Here is a 16,892-nt window from a genome sequence, read left to right as displayed (position 1 = left end):
AGCTTTGTGCAGGCATGCCCTGCAATATAGGCCGTCCCCGCGAAAGGACAAAATTCCGATTCCCCCGGTTGCGCCGGCGCGAACCACAGCGCAGGATGCGGGAGAACGAGGGAGGTTCCGACCATGCACGACCGCCTGTCCCCAACGCCCGAGGTCGCCGCCGCCCTGGCCGAGGGCCGGCCCGTGGTGGCGCTGGAATCCACCGTCATCTCCCACGGCATGCCCTACCCGAAGAATCTGGAGACGGCGACGGCGCTGGAGGACGCGGTGCGGGCCGAGGGGGCGGTGCCCGCCACCGTCGCCGTCCTCGACGGGCGCATACGCGTCGGGCTGGACGCCGAGTCCCTGGAACGGCTCGCCAAGGGCGGCACCGGTGTCATGAAGCTGAGCCGCCGCGACCTGCCCGTCGCTCTGGCGACCGGGGTGCCGGGCGCCACCACGGTGGCCGCCACGATGATCGCCGCAAGGCTGGCCGGGATCGCCGTCTTCGCCACCGGCGGCCTGGGCGGGGTGCACCGCGGCGCCGAAACCAGTTTCGACGTGTCGGCCGACCTCGACGAGCTGGCCCGCACCAGCGTCTGCGTCGTGTGTGCGGGTGCTAAGTCGATTCTCGACCTGCCGAAGACGCTGGAGGTGCTGGAGACCCGCGGTGTCCCCGTCCTGGGGCTGGGCACCGACGCGTTTCCGGCCTTCTACAGCCGCAACTCTGGTCTGCCTGTCTCTCATCGCTGTGACAACGTGCACGAGGTCGCGGCCATCCTGCGGGCCAAATGGGAGCTTGGGCTGGAGGGTGGCGTCGTCCTCGCCAACCCCATCCCGGAGGCCGACGCGCTTGACGGCGGCGCCATGGAGCAGGCCATCGCTCAGGCCCTAAGGGATGCGGAACATCATGGAATCTCGGGAAAATCCGTCACGCCTTTTCTCCTCGCGGCGCTTGAGCGAATCACCGGCGGGCGCAGCCTGACCGCGAACATGGCGTTGATCCGAAACAACGCCATCATCGCGGCGCGGCTGGCGGCGGCTTACGCCGCGCTGACGGCGTGATAGGTCATAGGCCATTGCGCATAAGAGGTAAGCCATCCGTGACGTCCGGATTTAAGTCCCCGTTAACTGACGCCGGGTGAATCTGCGCTCGTTCTTCAGCGGAGGTCTCTATGCGTGCGCCCAGCCCGTCGAACCTGGTTTCCCGGATGATCGCCATGGCCGCCCAGCCCGACGAGGGCATCGGCGAACTCGATAACCGCCCGGCTGCGCGGGTCAGGAAAATCGTCTGGGCTTCCCAGGCGGCGAAATTGCGAAGCTCCCTCTCCTCCCGCCTCGTCCACGAGATCGAATGCGCGGTGTCCGCCGACCTCGACAGCATGGAACTGCCGGAGGTGTTCTTCACCTCCGTCGAGTTCGCCGGCCGGGTCATCACCTGCGACCTGGACGCCTCGGGAACCGCCTCGATCTTCGGCCTGATCGACATCAGCGATTACGACGAGTTACCCGGACGCACGCCGGGTCCCGCGGCTTTTCCCATTGGCGCCCTCAGCCGAGCGCGCGGGCGAGGATGACGTCGAGCGCCTTCAGCATCTCCGGGTCCCGCTTGTCCGGCGCGGTCATGATCGCGTGGTCGAGCGCGGTGTGGCAGCCCTGGGCGCACAGCCCGTCGCGCACCTGGAGCTTCGGCGCGAGCGTCTTGACCAGCGACCGGGCCTTGCCGGCGTTGGCGACCACCACCCGGATGACGGCGTCCACGGTGACGTGGTCATGATCCGGATGCCAGCAGTCGAAGTCGGTGACCATGGCGACGGTCGCGTAGCACATCTCCGCCTCGCGGGCGAGTTTGGCCTCGGGCATGTTGGTCATGCCGATCACGTCGCAGCCCCAGCTCCGGTACAGCTCGGATTCGGCCTTGGTCGAGAACTGCGGGCCTTCCATGACCATGTAGGTACCGCCGCGCTGGTGCGGGACCTTCAGTTCCACAAGCGCCTCTTCGATCAGGTCGCCCAGCCGCCCGCAAACCGGATGGCCCAGCGCCACATGCGCCACCAGACCGGTGCCGAAGAAGCTCTTGTTGCGGGCGAAGGTGCGGTCGATGAACTGGTCGATCACCACGAAGGTGCCCGGCGGCAAGTGTTCCTTCAGCGAGCCGACGGCGGAAACCGACAGGATCTCGGTCACGCCCAGCGCCTTCAGCGCATGGATGTTGGCGCGGAAGTTCAACTCGGACGGCGGGATGCGGTGACCGCGGCCATGGCGCGGCAGGAAGACCAGCCTCTGCCCGCTCAACTCGCCCGTCAGCAACTCGTCCGACGGGTCGCCGAAGGGCGTTTCCACCTTCACCCAGCGCTGGTTCTCCAAGCCGTCGATGTCGTAGACGCCGCTGCCGCCGATCACGCCGAGCACCGGCGCGGACCCGGTTTGCGCCATAGTCACATGCCTCCGTCAATGGGAGGGCGCAGTATTCCGCCCCGGCCTCGCAAAGGCAACGGTCACGGCGGCAAGGGTCACAACGTGCGCAGCAGAACCACGACCAGGGTCAGATAAACGGCGGCCTTCGCCGCGGTGCCGAGGCGCGCGACGCTCCACAGCGCCACGCCGGGACGGCGGAACAGGGCGACCAGCGCCATCCCCGCGCCGAACCCGCCGAGATGGGCCGCCCAGGCCACGTCGCCCATGGCGGAGTCCGGAGCCGGCGGCATCAGCGTCATCGCCACGTTGATCGCCAGGAAGCTGCCCACGACGAAGGAGGCGGGAACGCGCGGCCCCGGCGTCACGCCGAGCGTCGCCTGCGGGTGCAGCAGCAGAAAAGCCCCCATCACCCCGCAGATCGCCCCGCTCGCCCCGACCAGCGGCGCCATGAGATCGACGGCCAAGGCCCCCTCCACCATGGCCCCAGCCGCGGCGCACAGCAGGAAGAACAGCAGGTAGCGCAGGCTGCCCATCGCCAGCTCGACAGCACCGCCGAAGGCCCAGAGCGCCAGCATGTTGCTGACCAGATGCACGATGTCGCTGTGGATCAGGACATGGCCGAACAGCCCGCGCCACACCGCCCAGGTCGGCAGCGGCCCAGCCACTTCCACCGTTCCGAAGAAATAGGCGGGAACGAAGGCAAGGGTTTCCGGCGGCAGGCCCAGCACGAAGGCCAGCGTGCAGGCCATGACGATGCCCTGGTTGACGTAGGGAATCCTTCTGGCAGCGCGCACCGCTCCCCCTTCGCCGATGGCCGGAGCCTTGGCGGCGCGGCCTTCATCCTTGCTCGATATGGGGGCTCTTGCGCCGATGACCAGCGCCCGAAAGCGGCGTCCAGCCAGGAGCAAAGCCAGGACCGGTCAGTAATTCCACTCCCACTTGACGCCGACGCGGGTGTCGGAATCGGCGCCGACGTCCGCCTGGGCCTTGATGTTCTTGGTGATGTCGACCTCGACCGTGGCGCGGCTCTGGTTCGCGCCGATGCCCTGCTCCACCCCGACATAGACGCGGTCACTGACGTAGCGCCCGGCCTGCACCGCCCCACCCTTGCCGTCGGCCCCGCCGGTGAATTCCAGCCGGTCGATGCCGAGACCGCGGCGCAGGTTGCCGATCAGACCGGGCCCGCCACCGCCGAAGCCGGCCAGCGTCGCCGCGGATTGGGCGAGCTGGACCGCCTCCACGGCGCTCAGGTTGCCGACCGACTTCCCGAACAGAACGGCCGACAGCACCTCGTCCTGCGGCAACCCCTGCGGGGAGGTCAGCTCCAGCTTCGGTTGTCCGGCGGTGCCGGTAACCAGAATCTGGGCGGTCACGTCGTTCGCGGTGGCTTCCGCCAAGAAGTCGAGCCGCGGGTCGATGGCGGGACCACCGTCGAACTCGATGATTCCGCGCTTGAAGACGAAGGTCTTGGCGAGAATATCCAACTCGCCCTTCAGCATGTTCAGCCGCCCGCTGACCAGCGGCTGGCTGGAGGTGCCGGCGACGGCGAGTTGCCCGGCGAACTCCGCCTCAAGCCCACGACCCCGGACGAAGATCTGGTTCTGCGCGCTGATCGTCAGGTCGAGGATCATCGCGAAGGCCGGCTCGGGAGCCGTGGCCTCCCCGTTCTTCAGGCTGACCGGCTGCGCCTTGCGGCCCCTGCCGACCTCGACGACCTTCAGGTCCACCACATTGGGCGGGGTCTGGTTGGGGATCTGGATCTCCGCACGCTCGATCCGCACGGGACCGGCCAGCCGCGGATTCAGGAAGCTGCCGCTCAGCGTCAGGTTGGTGCCGATGGTGACCGCCGCCAGATCGTTCTGCACCAGCCGCGCCCGGTCGGCCTGGATGGCGAGGTCGAGCTGCTGTTGCGGGTCCGCGGCGGCGGGACGGATCACGCCGCGGGCGCTGATCGCGCCGCCGTTGGCGGTCCGCCCGCGGAAGCTCTGGATGGTGAAGACGTCGCCGTCACCGACAATGCGGGCGTCGATGTTGCTGATGATGGCGCCGCTCGCCCGGTTCTCGTAGCGCCCGTTGGCCAGAGTCACCGTTCCGCCCAGCCGGGGAGCCGCCACGGTGCCGTCGACGCTGACGTCCAGCCGCAGCGTGCCGCGCGCCCGGTCGCCGGTCGCCGCCAGCAGGTCGTTGGCGAGAGAGGCGTCGATGGCGCCGCGGAGCGCCGCCTCCAGCCGGCCGCGCTCCGGCACCGAGAAGGCCAGCGTGTCCGGGTCCATGGCCAGCGGCGCGGCGGCGGTCAGGGCCACCTGGCCCGCGTTGTTGCCGGTGGCGACGTCGCCGTCCACCGACAGGCGGGCCTCCCGCCAGCGGGCGTTGACGGTGGCGTTCAGGCCCGGCACGCCGGCCTGCGTGGTCTGCTGCGCCTTCAGGTTGGCGACACGCACCGTGGCGTTGGCCTGCGGGCGGCGAACGGTGCCGCCGAGAGTCGCCTGCGCGTTCAGCGTGCCGTCCAGCCGCAGGGTCGGGTTCGCCAGCCGGGCCAGCGCCATCGGCACACGGTCCAGCCGCAGTTCGCCCGACAGCCGCTCCCCGTTCAGGCCGAGATCGGCGGCGAGCTGGGCGTTGCCGCTGACCAGCCGCAGGCCGGACACTTCGTAGCGCCGCTCGCCCAGGGCGATGGCGGCGGGCTGGGTCAGCCGGAAGGATTCGCCGCTGTAGCGGCCCTGGAGCCGGTCCAGCCGGATGCGGTTCAGCGCGCCGCTCTGGGTGAACTCCCCGGCCAGGTCGAGCCCCAGCGGGTCGCGCCCGGCCCCCGCGGCCTCCGCCCGGAAGGTGGCCTTGGCGAGCGAGCCGTCCACGCTGGCCGTCACGCGCGACAAGTCGTTGCCGGCGGCGGCCCCGTCCTGAAGCTCCACACGCGCCTTGCCGCTGGCGCTGCCCAGCGCATCGGCGACGTCGGCATTGGCGGTCAGGCGGCGCGCGGCGAACAGCGGACCGCCGTCGCCCTCGACGCGGAGGTTGGTGGCGTTGGCGGTCAGGTTGGCCGCCTGCTTGCCGTTCGGCGCGTCGAGCGCGACGGCGAAGCCCGCCGCCCCGGCGAGCGGCACGCCGGCCAGTTCCGACAGCGCCTGGAGCTGCGGCAGGTTGCCGTCGAGCTTGCCGGTCGCCGTCATGGCGTCGAGCGCCACGCGCACCGCCCCGGTGATCCGGTTCGGCCCGTTCGCCACGGCGAGGTCGCTGATGCGCAGCACCTGCCCCTCCAGCGCGTAGGCGGCGTCCGCCGTCAGCCCGGCGCCGGCCAGTTCGGTGCGGGCCGACACACGCCCTTCCGGGGCGGCCGGCAGGTTCTGCGCGGTGGCGTTCAGCCGCGTGTCGCCGAAGTGGCGCCCCTGCACGACGAGGTTCCGCGCGTCCAGCGCCGCCTCGGCCACCAGCTTGTCCAGCGGGCCTTTCGCCGTCGCGTCGAGCGTCAGGCCGCCGGCCATCTCCGTCCCGGCGGCGGTGCCCACCGGGGCGAGGTCGTCGATCTCCAGCCGGGTCTTCGCGTCCACCGCCCCGTCCGCCAGGGCCGCCTCCCCCGTCAGACGCCCGTTGCGGCCATCCACCGTCAGGTCGGTGAGGCGCATGGCGCCGCCCGGCTCCATCACCGCCTCCGCGCCCAGGCTGACGTCGCGGCCGAGCACGCCGTCGGCGGGCGTTCCGGTTTCCAGACCGCGCAGCGCGCCGCTTAAGCCCGCCGTCAGCGTGCCGTCCTCCTGCCGACGCACCGGCCCGGCCAGGGCCAGCGACCCGGCCAGCGGCTGCCCGGCGAGGGCGGAGAGGCGCGACAGGTCGTCGGCGTTCAGCGACACCGTCACATCGGCGGTCTGGCCCCAGCCGGTCACATTGCCCTGCGCCCCGGCGCTGGCCGCCGCGGTGGTCAGGGTCACCCCCTCGATCCCCACCGCTCCGGTGTCGGCGTTGACCCGCGCCCGCCCGTCCAGCCGCACCTCCGGCCCGGTGACCGAGGCCAGGGCGGGATCGTCGGCGGCGAGGTCGCGGATCAGCCCCTCCACCGCCACGGTCAGCGCGTCCAGCGTGCCCTGCGCGGTGCCCGACACGGTGCCCTCCCGCCAGGCGATTCCGGGGGCGAAGCCGTGCAGGGTGGAATCCGGCCCGGCCTGCACCTCGTAGCGCAGGTCGAGGCTGCGGCGGTCGGCGCCGATACGCCCCGAGAGATTGGCCGTGGCGGCGGCGGTCTCGACGGCCACCGGCTGCAGGGTCAGGGCGCCGTCCGGAGCGACCACCACCGTGCCCTTCAGCGCCGGCTGCGGCCCGGCCAGCGGCGCGATGTCGGGGCCGAGCAGGGTCGCCACGTCGCCGGTCGCCGCGATGGTGACGGCGTGCCCTTCCGGCACCGCCTTGATTGTGGCGTCGGCGGCCAGCCGCGCGGCGKTTTCCGCCGCCGCGGTGAAGGTGCCCTTCCAATCGTCCAACGAGCCCTGCCCGTCCAGCGACGCGCTGACCGGCGGCGCGCCGGGGATGTTCAGCGCGGTGGCGATCAGCCCGCCCGCCGGCTCCGACGCCTTCAGATTCAGGTCGAGCCGCTTGTCGTCGGGGTTGAAAGCGATGTCGAGCCCCACCGTTCCCGGCTGTTCGCCCAGCCGGTCCACGTTCAGATGCGCCTCCAGCGACGACCCGCCGGACGCGAGGTCCAGCGACCCGTCGATCTTCAGCCGCGCCTCCTGCCCGATCAGCGGCTCCGCCAGGACCAGCTCGGCGATGGCCAGCTTGTCCACGGCGACGCCCACCGGCAGGCTGGGCAGCAGCGAGGTCGGCCCCTGGTCGGGCGGCGGCTCCGGCCCCTCGGCGGGCAGCGGAGCGCGCTCCACGACGACTCGCTGCGCCTCGATGGCGTCGGCCTTGGCCCGGCCGGTCAGCAGCGCGGTCGGGGCGAGGTTGACGCGCAAATCCTCCAGCCGCAGCCAAACGCCCTCGCGGTCGGCGACCGTGACGTCCGAGATCGTGAAATTGACGGGGACCGCGCCGCCGATGGTGCCGATCCTCACCTGGAGGTCGGGTCCGTTCACCGCCTTCTCGATGGTTTGGGCGATCCAGCGACGGACGGCGTTGGCCGGACCCCAGCCGCCCCCTTCGGTGTCGGCCGCGCGGGCGGCCTCCGTCAGGACCGCTCCGGTCAGGAAGGCGATGGCCAGAAGAAGGACGATCAGACGACGCAGACCCGACACCACGCACCCCGTTGCGGCATTCCCCGAATGGTATAACGGGAAAGAGCATGGGCGATCCCGATCCAAGTGGCAAAAATGCGACCCGGCCCGGCATCACCGGTTGAAAGGACGAATCAGAAGGCCTGACCCAGACTGAGATAGAGCTGCCACTTCGCATCGCCGGAGTCGGCGTTCAGCGGGAAGGCGACGTCCGCCCGCAACGGCCCGAAATCGGTGTAGTAACGGGCGCCGATGCCCGCGCCGACTTTCAGCGGTTCCTTGAAGTCCGGGAAGGCGCTGTCGAAGACGGTGCCGGCGTCGACGAAGGGCACGATGCCGACGGTTTCCGTCACCTTGACGCGCAGCTCCAGTCCGGCCTCGAACAGCGACCGCCCGCCGGTCGGGTCGCCGTAGATGTCGCGCGGTCCGGCCTTCTGGAAGCCGTAGCCGCGCACCGACCCGCCGCCGCCCGCATAGAAGCGGTGGTCCGGCGGAACCTCGTCCAGCGAGGCTCCCACCGTGCTGCCGACGCCGATTCGCGCCGCCGCGACGTAGCGCCCGTCGTCGGACAGATCGCGGTAGGCCGACGCGTTGATCTGGAAGCTGGTGAAGATCGAATCCGTATCCCCGGTGTAGGGGAACCAGGGGGTGGCGAGCAGCGAGGCACGGTAGCCCCTGGACGGGTTCAGCAGATTATCCGACCCGTCCCAGGCAATGCCCAGCGGCACGCCGATGAAGCCGGTCTGGTACTCCCGCAGGTTGGAGCGCACCCGCCCGCGCTCCCCCGACACGCCGTAGGAGACCTTGAGTTGATCGGTCACCTGCCGCTCCAGCGAGGCCGAGCCGATGGTGGCAACGCGGTCGTAGGCCGGCGGCTGCTCCGACGCGACCTGGAAATCCAGGATCAGCGACTGGCGCGGCGCCAGGAAGTCCGGCTTGCGGAAGTTGGCGGACAGCCGGATGTCCGGCAGGTCCAGGCTGCCGCGCGGTCCCTGCGCTGCGCCGTTGTCGCCGCCGATCCGCCCGAGTTCCACGCCGAGCCGCAGCCGCTCCGCCCCGCCGAAGAGGTTGCGGTGGCCCCAATAGGCCGAGCCGCCCACGCCGTCCTCCGACGAATAGAAGGCGCTGGCCCCGATGAAGCGGTGCAGCTTCTCGGCCAGGGTCACGTCCACCGGCGTGACGCCGCCCGGCCCCGGCTCCTCGGCCAACCGCACCCGAACGGTGTCGAACACGTCGAGCTGGGCGATCTGCTGGCGCGCCCGGTCGACCTTGGCCGGGCTGTAGATGTCGCCCTGCTTCCAGGGCAGACGCCCGCGGATCAGCCCCTCGTTCACGCTGGCCAGCCCGTCGATCTTGGTCTCGCCGAACATCACCAGCGGGCCGGGATCGACCGAATAGGTGACGTCCATGCTGTGGTCGTCGTGGTCCACCACCACCCGCCGCTCGGCGACGGTGGCGAAGGGATGCCCGCGCTCGGTCATCCGGCGCAGCAGAGCGGACTGGGCGTCCACCACCTGCGGCGCGCGCGCCCGCTCCCCCACCGGCAGGCCGATGTCGCCGGGGGTCACCTCCCCTCCCGGCAGCGGCGCGCCGTCGGTGGAGGCGATGGTGATGGTCTTGAAGCGGTAGGCGGGACCGGGCGTCACCGCCACGGTCACCTTGGCCGGCGTCTGGTTCGCGTCCACACGGATGTCCAGCACCGCGTCGTAGAAGCCGGCGGAGCGCAGCGCCGTCTGCAGGCGATCCCGGTCGCTGTCGGCCCGACGTTCCAGTCCCAGCACCGACGGCGGCGAGTCGTCCTTCAGACTGACCAGCGAGGAGCTGTCGCGCAGCAGGGTGCGCAGGTCATCGTCGTCGTTCAGCCCGGTGAACTCGACCTCGTAGGGGATCTGCGGGCCGGGGGCGTCGGGGGTCGGGTCGTCCTGACCGGAACCGTCCTGCACCGCTGGCGGCGGGGCGGCCTCCTGAACGGGGTCCGGCGCAGGGTCCTGCGCGCGCAGCGGGTCGCCCGGCGCGGCAACGAGCGCGCTGGACAGGAGAATGACGGCGAGGCGGGAAGCGGAAACGCGGCGGGTCATCAACCGACCATGTGGGATTCCTTGTTTCAGACGCCAATGATTCGGTCGCCGTGACGCAAGGAAATTCCGCATAGGCGCTTTGGGCGAGTTTCCTCCACCACGCCGCTTGCGTTATGAAGCCGGATCATTATATTGCGTCGCAACAGTTTCCCCGGCAGAGCCCCCCGATCGATCTCGGAGGGTTTTTTTGTTGTGCGCGGCCGACGTGCCGCGGTGTCGGGGCGGCATTGCGCAACGGAAGCCCCAGAGCGGATTTAAGAGTCCCCGACACATGAATCTTCGTAACGTCGCCATCATCGCGCACGTCGACCACGGCAAGACGACCCTGGTCGATCAGCTCCTCAAGCAGGCCGGTTCGTTCCGCGAGAACCAGCAGGTCGCCGAACGCGCCATGGACTCCAACGACCTGGAGCGCGAGCGCGGCATCACCATCCTGGCCAAGTGCACGTCGGTCCTGTGGAACGACCTGCGCATCAACATCGTGGACACCCCCGGCCACGCCGATTTCGGCGGCGAGGTCGAGCGCATCCTCTCCATGGTGGACGGCGTGGTCCTGCTCTGCGACGCGGCCGAAGGCCCGCTGCCGCAGACCAAGTTCGTGCTGGGCAAGGCGCTGAAGCTGGGCCTGCGCCCGATCGTCGTCATCAACAAGGTGGACCGTCCCGACGGCCGTCCGCACGAGGTGCATGACGAGGTGTTCGACCTGTTCGCCTCGCTCGACGCCTCGAACGAGCAGCTCGATTTCCCGACCCTGTTCGCCTCGGGCCGCAACGGCTGGGCGACGACGGACCTGGAGAACGGCGCCCGCGAGACGCTGACCCCGCTGTTCGAGCTGATCCGCGACCACGTCCCGGCGCCGAAGGTGGAGGAGGATCTGCCCTTCGCCATGCTGGCGACCACGCTGGAGGCGAACCCCTATCTGGGCCGCATCCTGACCGGCCGCATCCAGACCGGCAGCGTCAAGGTCAACATGGCCATCAAGTCGCTGAGCCGCGACGGCAAGCTGATCGAGAACGCCCGCATCAGCAAGGTGCTGGCCTTCCGCGGCCTTGAGCGCGTTCCGGTGGACGAGGCGCACGCCGGCGACATCGTCGCCCTGGCCGGCCTGACAACCACCACGGTGGCCGACACCATCTGCGCGCCGGAAGTGGCCGAGCCGCTGGCCGCCCAGCCGATCGACCCGCCCACCCTGGCGATGACCTTCTCGGTCAACGACAGCCCGCTGGCCGGCCGCGAGGGCGACAAGGTCACCAGCCGCATGATCCGCGACCGCCTGATGCGCGAGGCCGAAGGCAACGTCGCCCTGCGCGTCAGCGACACCGAGGGCGGCGACGCCTTCGAGGTGGCCGGCCGCGGCGAACTGCAGCTCGGCATCCTCATCGAGACGATGCGCCGCGAGGGCTACGAGCTGGCCATCAGCCGTCCCCGCGTGCTGTTCAAGACCGACCCGCTGAATGGGCAGCGCCTGGAGCCGATCGAGGAAGTCGTCGTCGACGTGGACGAGGAGTTCTCCGGCACCGTCGTGCAGAAGATGGCGGAGCGCAAGGCGGACCTCATCGAGATGCGTCCGTCGGGCGGCAACAAGACCCGCATCGTCTTCCACGCCCCGTCGCGCGGCCTGATCGGCTACCAGGGCGAGTTCCTGACCGACACCCGCGGCACCGGCATCATGAACCGGCTGTTCCACGGCTACGCGCCTTACAAGGGCACGATCGCCGGTCGGCGCACCGGCGTGCTGATCTCCAACGCCGACGGCACCGCGGTGGCCTACGCGCTGTGGAACCTGGAGGATCGCGGCCCGATGCTGATCGATCCGGGCGTTCCGGTCTATCAGGGCATGATCATCGGCGAGCACACCCGCGGCAACGACCTCGAGGTCAACGTCATCAAGGGCAAACAGCTCACCAACATCCGCACCACCAGCAAGGACGAGGCGGTTCGCCTGACCCCGCCGATCCAGATGACGCTGGAGCGCGCCCTGTCCTACATCGGCGACGACGAGCTGGTGGAGGTGACGCCGAAGTCCATCCGCCTGCGCAAGCGCTACCTCGACCCGAACGAGCGCAAGCGCCACGCCCGTGCGGCGGAAGCCAGCTGAACCTTCGGGACATAGGGTTCATGGGATTGCGGGAGGGCTTCGGCCCTCCCGTTTTCTTTTCAGGACCGATGTTCGCGGTTACCCTCCCGGAAAAGCACTCGGAGGGACCATGTCAGGGCGCGAACATCATTACGGCACGACGGTCACCTGGACGGGCAACCAGGGCAGCGGCACCGCGGGCTACAAGGCCTACAGCCGCGATCTTGAGATCACCGCCCCCGGCAAGCCGCCGATCCCCGGCTCGTCCGACCCGGCCTTCCGCGGCGATCCCGCCCGCTACAACCCCGAAGACATGCTCGTGGCGTCGCTCTCGGCCTGCCACATGCTGTGGTATCTGCATCTGTGCGCCGTGAACGGCGTCACCGTGACCGCCTACGCGGACGAAGCCGCCGGCACCATGGCCGAGGACTCCAGCGGCGGGGGCCGCTTCACCGACGTCGTCCTGCGCCCCCGGGTCACCGTCGCCCCCGGCAGCGATTCCGCAAAGGCCGAGGCCCTGCACCACGAAGCTCACGAGAAATGCTTTATCGCCAATTCGGTGAATTTCCCGGTGCGGGTCGAGGCGAAAATCACGGTCGGACCATAAAGAAAGCCCCCTTCCAAACGGAAGGGGGCGATTCCTAGTCCCGCAAGCTCTTCTTCTTAATGTCGGGCTTCTCGCCCAATTCGTCGAACTTGTCCTGAACGGGCTTGTCGGGGTCGCCGGAGGCTTTCCCGGTTTCCTCGATGAGCTTGTCCTCGATCCGCTGCGCGGCGTCGGACGGGGCATCGTCCTTGCGATACCCCCGCTCATCCGCGCCCATCACTTGTCGCCTTTGAGGATGTCCTTCACCTTGCCGACGACCTTGTCCAGCTTGCCCTCGGCCTTGTCGGCGCGACCCTCATCCTTCAAATCCCGATTGCCGGTCAGGTCGCCGGTCTGCTTCTTGACTTCGCCCTTCAGCTCCTTGCCGGCACCGGTGATGCGGTCGGTGTTCATGGTGCCTTCTCCTTCGATCGGTGAATGTTTCAGCGACCGTAAACAGGGCCGCAAAAGAAACGTCACGCCTTCGCTTGGTCGCAAAGGGAGAGGGGTTGGTCGCGTTGGGCGTCGCGAAGCCTCACCTTTGGCGCACCCCCTCCCCGATCTTTCGGATCAGGTTGTTTCGCTCCTCCGGGCTGTAGCGCTCCGCGAAGCCCGACCCCCACACCGGCCCCGGCCATGCCGGGTCCGCCTTGGAGCGGGCGATGACGTGGATATGAAGTTGCGGGACCAGATTGCCCAAGGCCCCGACGTTGATCTTGTCAGGGCCGAACAGTGTTTCCAGCGTGAGCGAGGCCAGGGCGATCTCGTCCACCAGCCGGTGCTGGTCCTCACGGGGCAGTTGATGAATCTCCGTCAGGCCATTCCGGGCGGGAACCAGGATCAGCCACGGCCATACCCGGTTGTCCATCAGCAGGACGCGGCACAGCGGCAATTCGGCGACCGGGGCGGTATCGGCCTGCAAACGATCGTGCAGATGGAACATCGTCATGGGGTCCCGTGTCTTCCCTTCGGCTCACAAGGTTTTCCTTGCGGCGTTCGCGGAAGAAAACGCCCATCCGATGCGTTCGTCCAGTGGGGATTGCCGCCGCAGGGCTGATCACCTGCGCGCCGGAGCAGGACGGGTTGCTGGACACTGGTTGCGGGACTAGGAAAAATGTATAAACTGCCGCACGATCTTTATTCGGTCCGGTGATGTTCCGGTCGGTGGCGTTCGGTCTTCCGGCTTATGCGGATCGCGCGGCGGATTGAGACGAGTCCTGCAACCAGGGTGATGGGTACGGGTGTTCGGTCCGAAGGCGGTGTCGGGGCGGCGAGTCCCCCTGCGTGCCGATCCGGTCGAACCCCTTTGCTGAATTGAAAGATGCCCGGCCGGGGCGGACAAAGTCAGGACGGCCGGCAGACGTTTGGGATAAAGAAAGACGGTCATGCGCAAGTCGGCGATCGCGGCTCTTCTTCTCGTGATCCTGGGCAACATCGGAGTCTGGGCGCTGTGGAACCGCCCGGTCGCCGAACGGTCCTGGGGCGGCGCCATCAGCGGCGTCGGCTACACGCCCTTCCACCCGGACAAGAGCCCCTCCAAGGGCGACAAGGCCTCGGCGGAGGACATCGAGAAGGACATGAAGGCCCTGGAGGGGTCGGTCAAGGGCGTGCGCATCTACTCCACCACCGACGGTTCGGAGCAGGCGGCGCCCATCGCCCGCAAGTACGGGATTCCGATCACCGCGGGCGCCTGGATCGCGGGCAAGCCGGAGATCGACGAGCCGGAGATCAACGGCCTGATCAAGCTGGCGCGCGACAACAACAACGTCCGCCGCGTCCTGGTCGGCAACGAGGCGATCCTGCGCGCCGACGTCACCGTCCCGCAGGCCATCGAATACATCAAGCGCGTGAAGAAGAAGGTCAACGTCCCGGTCTCCACCGCGGAGCCGTGGCACGTCTGGCTGGAGCATCCGGAACTGGCCGACGCCGTGGACTTCCTGGCCGTCCACCTGCTGCCCTACTGGGAAGGCGTGCCCGCCGACCAGTCGGTCGATTACGCCATGTTCCGCTACAACGAGCTGAAGACCAAGTTCCCGAACAAGCACATCCTGATCTCGGAAATCGGCTGGCCGGCCGACGGCCCGTGGCGCCGCGGCGCCGAGGCGAGCCAGGTCAATCAGGCCAAGTTCATCCGCACCTTCCTGAACGTCGCGGCGCAGAACAAGCTCGACTACTTCATCATGGAGGCCTTCGACCAGCCCTGGAAGCGGGAGATCGAAGGCACCGCCGGCACCAGCTGGGGCCTGTGGGACGCGTGGCGCAAGCCGAAGTTCCCGATGATCGGCGAGGTGACGGAGCTGCGGAACTGGCCGCTGATGTGCGGCGTCTCCATCGCGGTGGGCTTCCTGCCGCTCGTCTTCTTCCTGTGGCGCCGCGGCGGCGACCTGAAGTTCGGCGGGCAGATCTTCTACGGCGCGATGATCCAGGGCGTCTCGTCGGTGCTGGTCTTCACCTTCACCGCGGCCAGCGTCGCCGGCCTCGCCACCACCACGGAAATCGCCTGGGGCATCCTGGTCTTCTGCCAGCTCGTCCTGCTCGCCGTCATGTTGATCGACGGGCTGGAGCTGACCGAGGTCGTCTGGCAGGACCGCTTCAAGCGCAAGTTCCAGCCCTGCTCGGCGGCGCCCCTGCCCAACGCGCCGAAGGTGTCCATCCATGTGCCCTGCTACAACGAGCCGCCGCACATGGTCATGGAGACTCTGGACGCGCTGGCCCGGCTCGACTACCCGAACTACGAGGTGCTGCTGCTCGACAACAACACCAAGGATCCGGCGGTGTGGCGTCCGGTCGAGGAGTATTGCCGCAAGCTGGGGCCGAAGTTCCGCTTCTTCCACCTGGACAACTGGCCGGGCTTCAAGGCCGGCGCGTTGAATTTCGGCCTCGCCCAGACGGCGCCGGACGCCCAGCACATCGCCGTCATCGACAGCGATTACCAGGTCCACCCCGACTGGCTGAAGGCGACGATCCCGCACTTCAACCGGCCGGAGGTCGGCTTCGTCCAGTCCCCGCAGGACTACCGGGACTGGAGCCACGACCTGTTCCAGCGGATGATCAACTGGGAATACGCCGGCTTCTTCCACATCGGCATGATCCAGCGCAACGAGCGCAACGCGATCATCCAGCACGGCACCATGACCATCATCCGCAAGTCCGCGCTGGAGGAGGTCGGCCGCTGGGGCGAGTGGTGCATCACCGAGGACGCCGACCTCGGCCTGCGCCTGTTCGAGCACAAATACGAAGCCGTCTACATGCCGGAGAGCTACGGCAAGGGCCTCGTTCCCGACAGCTTCTCCGCCTACAAGACGCAACGCTTCCGCTGGGCCTACGGCGCCGTTCAGATCCTCAAGCACCACTGGCGCGATCTGCTGCCCGGCGGCCCGCGCCTGACCGCCGGGCAGAAGTATCACTTCATCACCGGTTGGCTGCCCTGGTTCGCCGACGCCGCCCACATGATCTTCGGCATCGCCGGCATCATCTGGTCGCTCGGCCTGCTCGCCTTCCCGAAGTATTTCGAGTTCCCGCCCAGCGTCTTCATGATCCCGACGCTCAGCGTCTTCGCCTTCAAGGTCGGCGCCTCGCTCTGGCTGTACGAAGCGCGCGTGAAGTGCGGCTTCTGGGACAAGGTGGGGGCGGCCATCGCCGGCATGGCGCTGACCCACACGGTGGGCCGCGCCATGTGGCTGGGCATGTTCACCTCCGGACGGCCCTTCGTCCGCACGCCGAAGTGCGAGAACCAGCCGGCGCTGATGCAGGCCTTCCTGATGGCGCGGGAGGAGATCGCGCTGCTGCTCGGCCTGTGGGGCGCCGCTTTGGCCATCGTGGTGGTGTTCGGCCACGAGAACCGCGACGCCTTCATGTGGTCGGGCCTGCTGGTCGTGCAGTCGCTGCCCTATCTGTCGGCCTTCATCACGGCTCTGATCAACGCCTTCCCGAACATCGGGCTGGGCAAGCAACGGCCGGAGCCCACGGAAGCCGCCAAGGCCGGAGCGGACTGACCGCTCCCGTTCGCCGATCGGTTACAGCGCAGAGCCCCGCCAGAGGATGGCGGGGCTCTCTTCGTTTCGCCCGATCAGCGTTTTGTCCGCCCCTTCAGTCCCGGGCCCTTCAGTCCTGGGAACCGCCGTCCGCCATCTGCCCGACCCCGACATGGGCCGACGCGGGATGGGCAGCGTTCACCTGGATCATCAAGCGCTCGACGATCTGCAGCGCCAAGCGATGCAGGTTCGGGTCCTCACCCTTCGCGTCGCGATTCTGGTGGGCAGCGGCGGCATCCTCGAGCGCGGCATGCGCCTCCTCGAGTCGCAGGACGCCCCGTTCCACCAATGCGAGCATAAGGGATTCACAAATCGAGAGGGCAGCCAAACCCGCCGCATCCCGCTCCGCCGCCATGCCGCCCCCCGCACTCGTCAGTTCCCCGCCGATGACCGCTCAAATCCCCATACGGCCAATGCACCAACAGTTTTGTATATGATCCCTCACCTGACCGGTCGAGAAAATCTTATCCCCATTAACCTATGTTATAGATGGTTTTATCGTTTGGCTTAATCGTT

The 16,892-nt window shown here is 68.6% G+C and carries 13 protein-coding genes; 5 read left to right on the top strand and 8 right to left on the bottom strand.

Annotated elements, in window-relative coordinates:
* Positions 1 to 123: 123 nt before the first annotated feature.
* A complete protein-coding gene (locus AC1DVI_RS16610; RefSeq protein ID WP_476958899.1) occupies positions 124 to 1,044 on the top strand; it encodes a pseudouridine-5'-phosphate glycosidase in 921 nt (306 codons plus the stop codon).
* 110 nt (positions 1,045 to 1,154) lie between these two features.
* Positions 1,155 to 1,556 carry a hypothetical protein gene (locus AC1DVI_RS16605; protein ID WP_476958898.1) on the top strand — a complete coding sequence of 134 codons (402 nt, stop codon included), beginning with the start codon at positions 1,155 to 1,157 and terminating at the stop codon, positions 1,554 to 1,556.
* On the opposite strand, the gene AC1DVI_RS16600 is transcribed toward AC1DVI_RS16605, so the two are convergent.
* From AC1DVI_RS16600 to AC1DVI_RS16585, 4 genes are all read right to left on the bottom strand, one after another.
* Entirely contained in the window at positions 1,531 to 2,415 is an 885-nt protein-coding gene (locus tag AC1DVI_RS16600; protein ID WP_476958897.1) for an S-methyl-5'-thioadenosine phosphorylase, read from the bottom strand. The genes AC1DVI_RS16605 and AC1DVI_RS16600 overlap by 26 nt on opposite strands.
* Before the next feature lie 77 nt (positions 2,416 to 2,492).
* A complete protein-coding gene (locus AC1DVI_RS16595; protein ID WP_476958896.1) occupies positions 2,493 to 3,191 on the bottom strand; it encodes a rhomboid family intramembrane serine protease in 699 nt (232 codons plus the stop codon).
* Positions 3,192 to 3,317: 126 nt separating this feature from the next.
* Complete coding sequence (locus AC1DVI_RS16590) at positions 3,318 to 7,622, bottom strand: translocation/assembly module TamB domain-containing protein (RefSeq protein WP_476958895.1); 4,305 nt, start codon at positions 7,620 to 7,622, stop codon at positions 3,318 to 3,320.
* Positions 7,623 to 7,735: 113 nt separating this feature from the next.
* Positions 7,736 to 9,679, bottom strand: coding sequence for an autotransporter assembly complex protein TamA (locus AC1DVI_RS16585; RefSeq protein ID WP_476958894.1), 1,944 nt, complete (start codon positions 9,677 to 9,679; stop codon positions 7,736 to 7,738).
* 271 nt (positions 9,680 to 9,950) lie between these two features.
* Between AC1DVI_RS16585 and typA the strand changes: the two genes are divergently transcribed.
* Both typA and AC1DVI_RS16575 read left to right on the top strand, forming a co-directional pair.
* The gene (gene typA, locus AC1DVI_RS16580; protein ID WP_145625955.1) at positions 9,951 to 11,777 is read left to right on the top strand and encodes a translational GTPase TypA; all 1,827 of its coding nucleotides are present in this window, start codon (positions 9,951 to 9,953) and stop codon (positions 11,775 to 11,777) included.
* A gap of 109 nt (positions 11,778 to 11,886) precedes the next feature.
* On the top strand, positions 11,887 to 12,363 hold the full coding sequence (locus AC1DVI_RS16575) for an OsmC family protein (RefSeq protein ID WP_476958893.1): 477 nt from the start codon (positions 11,887 to 11,889) through the stop codon (positions 12,361 to 12,363).
* A gap of 34 nt (positions 12,364 to 12,397) precedes the next feature.
* Here the strand turns inward: AC1DVI_RS16575 and AC1DVI_RS16570 are convergent, their stop codons facing one another.
* The 3 genes from AC1DVI_RS16570 to AC1DVI_RS16560 form a co-directional block, all read right to left on the bottom strand.
* Positions 12,398 to 12,580 (bottom strand): hypothetical protein, encoded by a 183-nt coding sequence (locus tag AC1DVI_RS16570; protein WP_476958892.1) that lies wholly within the window; start codon positions 12,578 to 12,580, stop codon positions 12,398 to 12,400.
* The gene (locus AC1DVI_RS16565) at positions 12,580 to 12,756 is read right to left on the bottom strand and encodes a CsbD family protein (RefSeq protein ID WP_149163507.1); all 177 of its coding nucleotides are present in this window, start codon (positions 12,754 to 12,756) and stop codon (positions 12,580 to 12,582) included. Before AC1DVI_RS16565 ends, AC1DVI_RS16570 begins: the two co-directional genes overlap by 1 nt.
* A 121-nt stretch (positions 12,757 to 12,877) precedes the next feature.
* Positions 12,878 to 13,291 (bottom strand): HIT domain-containing protein, encoded by a 414-nt coding sequence (locus tag AC1DVI_RS16560; RefSeq protein ID WP_476958891.1) that lies wholly within the window; start codon positions 13,289 to 13,291, stop codon positions 12,878 to 12,880.
* A gap of 436 nt (positions 13,292 to 13,727) precedes the next feature.
* On the opposite strand from AC1DVI_RS16560, the gene AC1DVI_RS16555 reads away from it, so the two are divergent.
* Positions 13,728 to 16,337: a glycosyltransferase gene (locus AC1DVI_RS16555; protein WP_149163505.1), complete on the top strand. Its 2,610-nt coding sequence runs from the start codon at positions 13,728 to 13,730 to the stop codon at positions 16,335 to 16,337.
* A 109-nt stretch (positions 16,338 to 16,446) separates the two neighbouring features.
* Here AC1DVI_RS16555 and AC1DVI_RS16550 read toward each other — a convergent pair whose 3' ends face one another.
* On the bottom strand, positions 16,447 to 16,731 hold the full coding sequence (locus AC1DVI_RS16550) for a hypothetical protein (protein WP_476958890.1): 285 nt from the start codon (positions 16,729 to 16,731) through the stop codon (positions 16,447 to 16,449).
* Between the last annotated feature and the right edge of the window lie 161 nt (positions 16,732 to 16,892).

The organism is Azospirillum sp. P4_B5, assembly GCF_056402275.1.
Note: the sequence above shows the minus strand (reverse complement) of the source record. Positions and strands in the feature narration are given on the sequence as shown.

Bases quoted from the DNA above. Each gene is read 5' to 3' on its own strand.
- AC1DVI_RS16610 (WP_476958899.1), top strand. From the start codon at position 124: ATGCACGACCGCCTGTCCCCAACGCCCGAGGTCGCCGCCGCCCTGGCC.
- AC1DVI_RS16605 (WP_476958898.1), top strand. From the start codon at position 1,155: ATGCGTGCGCCCAGCCCGTCGAACCTGGTTTCCCGGATGATCGCCATG.
- AC1DVI_RS16600 (WP_476958897.1), bottom strand. From the start codon at position 2,415: ATGGCGCAAACCGGGTCCGCGCCGGTGCTCGGCGTGATCGGCGGCAGC.
- AC1DVI_RS16585 (WP_476958894.1), bottom strand. From the start codon at position 9,679: ATGACCCGCCGCGTTTCCGCTTCCCGCCTCGCCGTCATTCTCCTGTCC.
- typA (WP_145625955.1), top strand. From the start codon at position 9,951: ATGAATCTTCGTAACGTCGCCATCATCGCGCACGTCGACCACGGCAAG.
- AC1DVI_RS16575 (WP_476958893.1), top strand. From the start codon at position 11,887: ATGTCAGGGCGCGAACATCATTACGGCACGACGGTCACCTGGACGGGC.
- AC1DVI_RS16570 (WP_476958892.1), bottom strand. From the start codon at position 12,580: ATGGGCGCGGATGAGCGGGGGTATCGCAAGGACGATGCCCCGTCCGAC.
- AC1DVI_RS16565 (WP_149163507.1), bottom strand. From the start codon at position 12,756: ATGAACACCGACCGCATCACCGGTGCCGGCAAGGAGCTGAAGGGCGAA.
- AC1DVI_RS16560 (WP_476958891.1), bottom strand. From the start codon at position 13,291: ATGACGATGTTCCATCTGCACGATCGTTTGCAGGCCGATACCGCCCCG.
- AC1DVI_RS16555 (WP_149163505.1), top strand. From the start codon at position 13,728: ATGCGCAAGTCGGCGATCGCGGCTCTTCTTCTCGTGATCCTGGGCAAC.
- AC1DVI_RS16550 (WP_476958890.1), bottom strand. From the start codon at position 16,731: ATGGCGGCGGAGCGGGATGCGGCGGGTTTGGCTGCCCTCTCGATTTGT.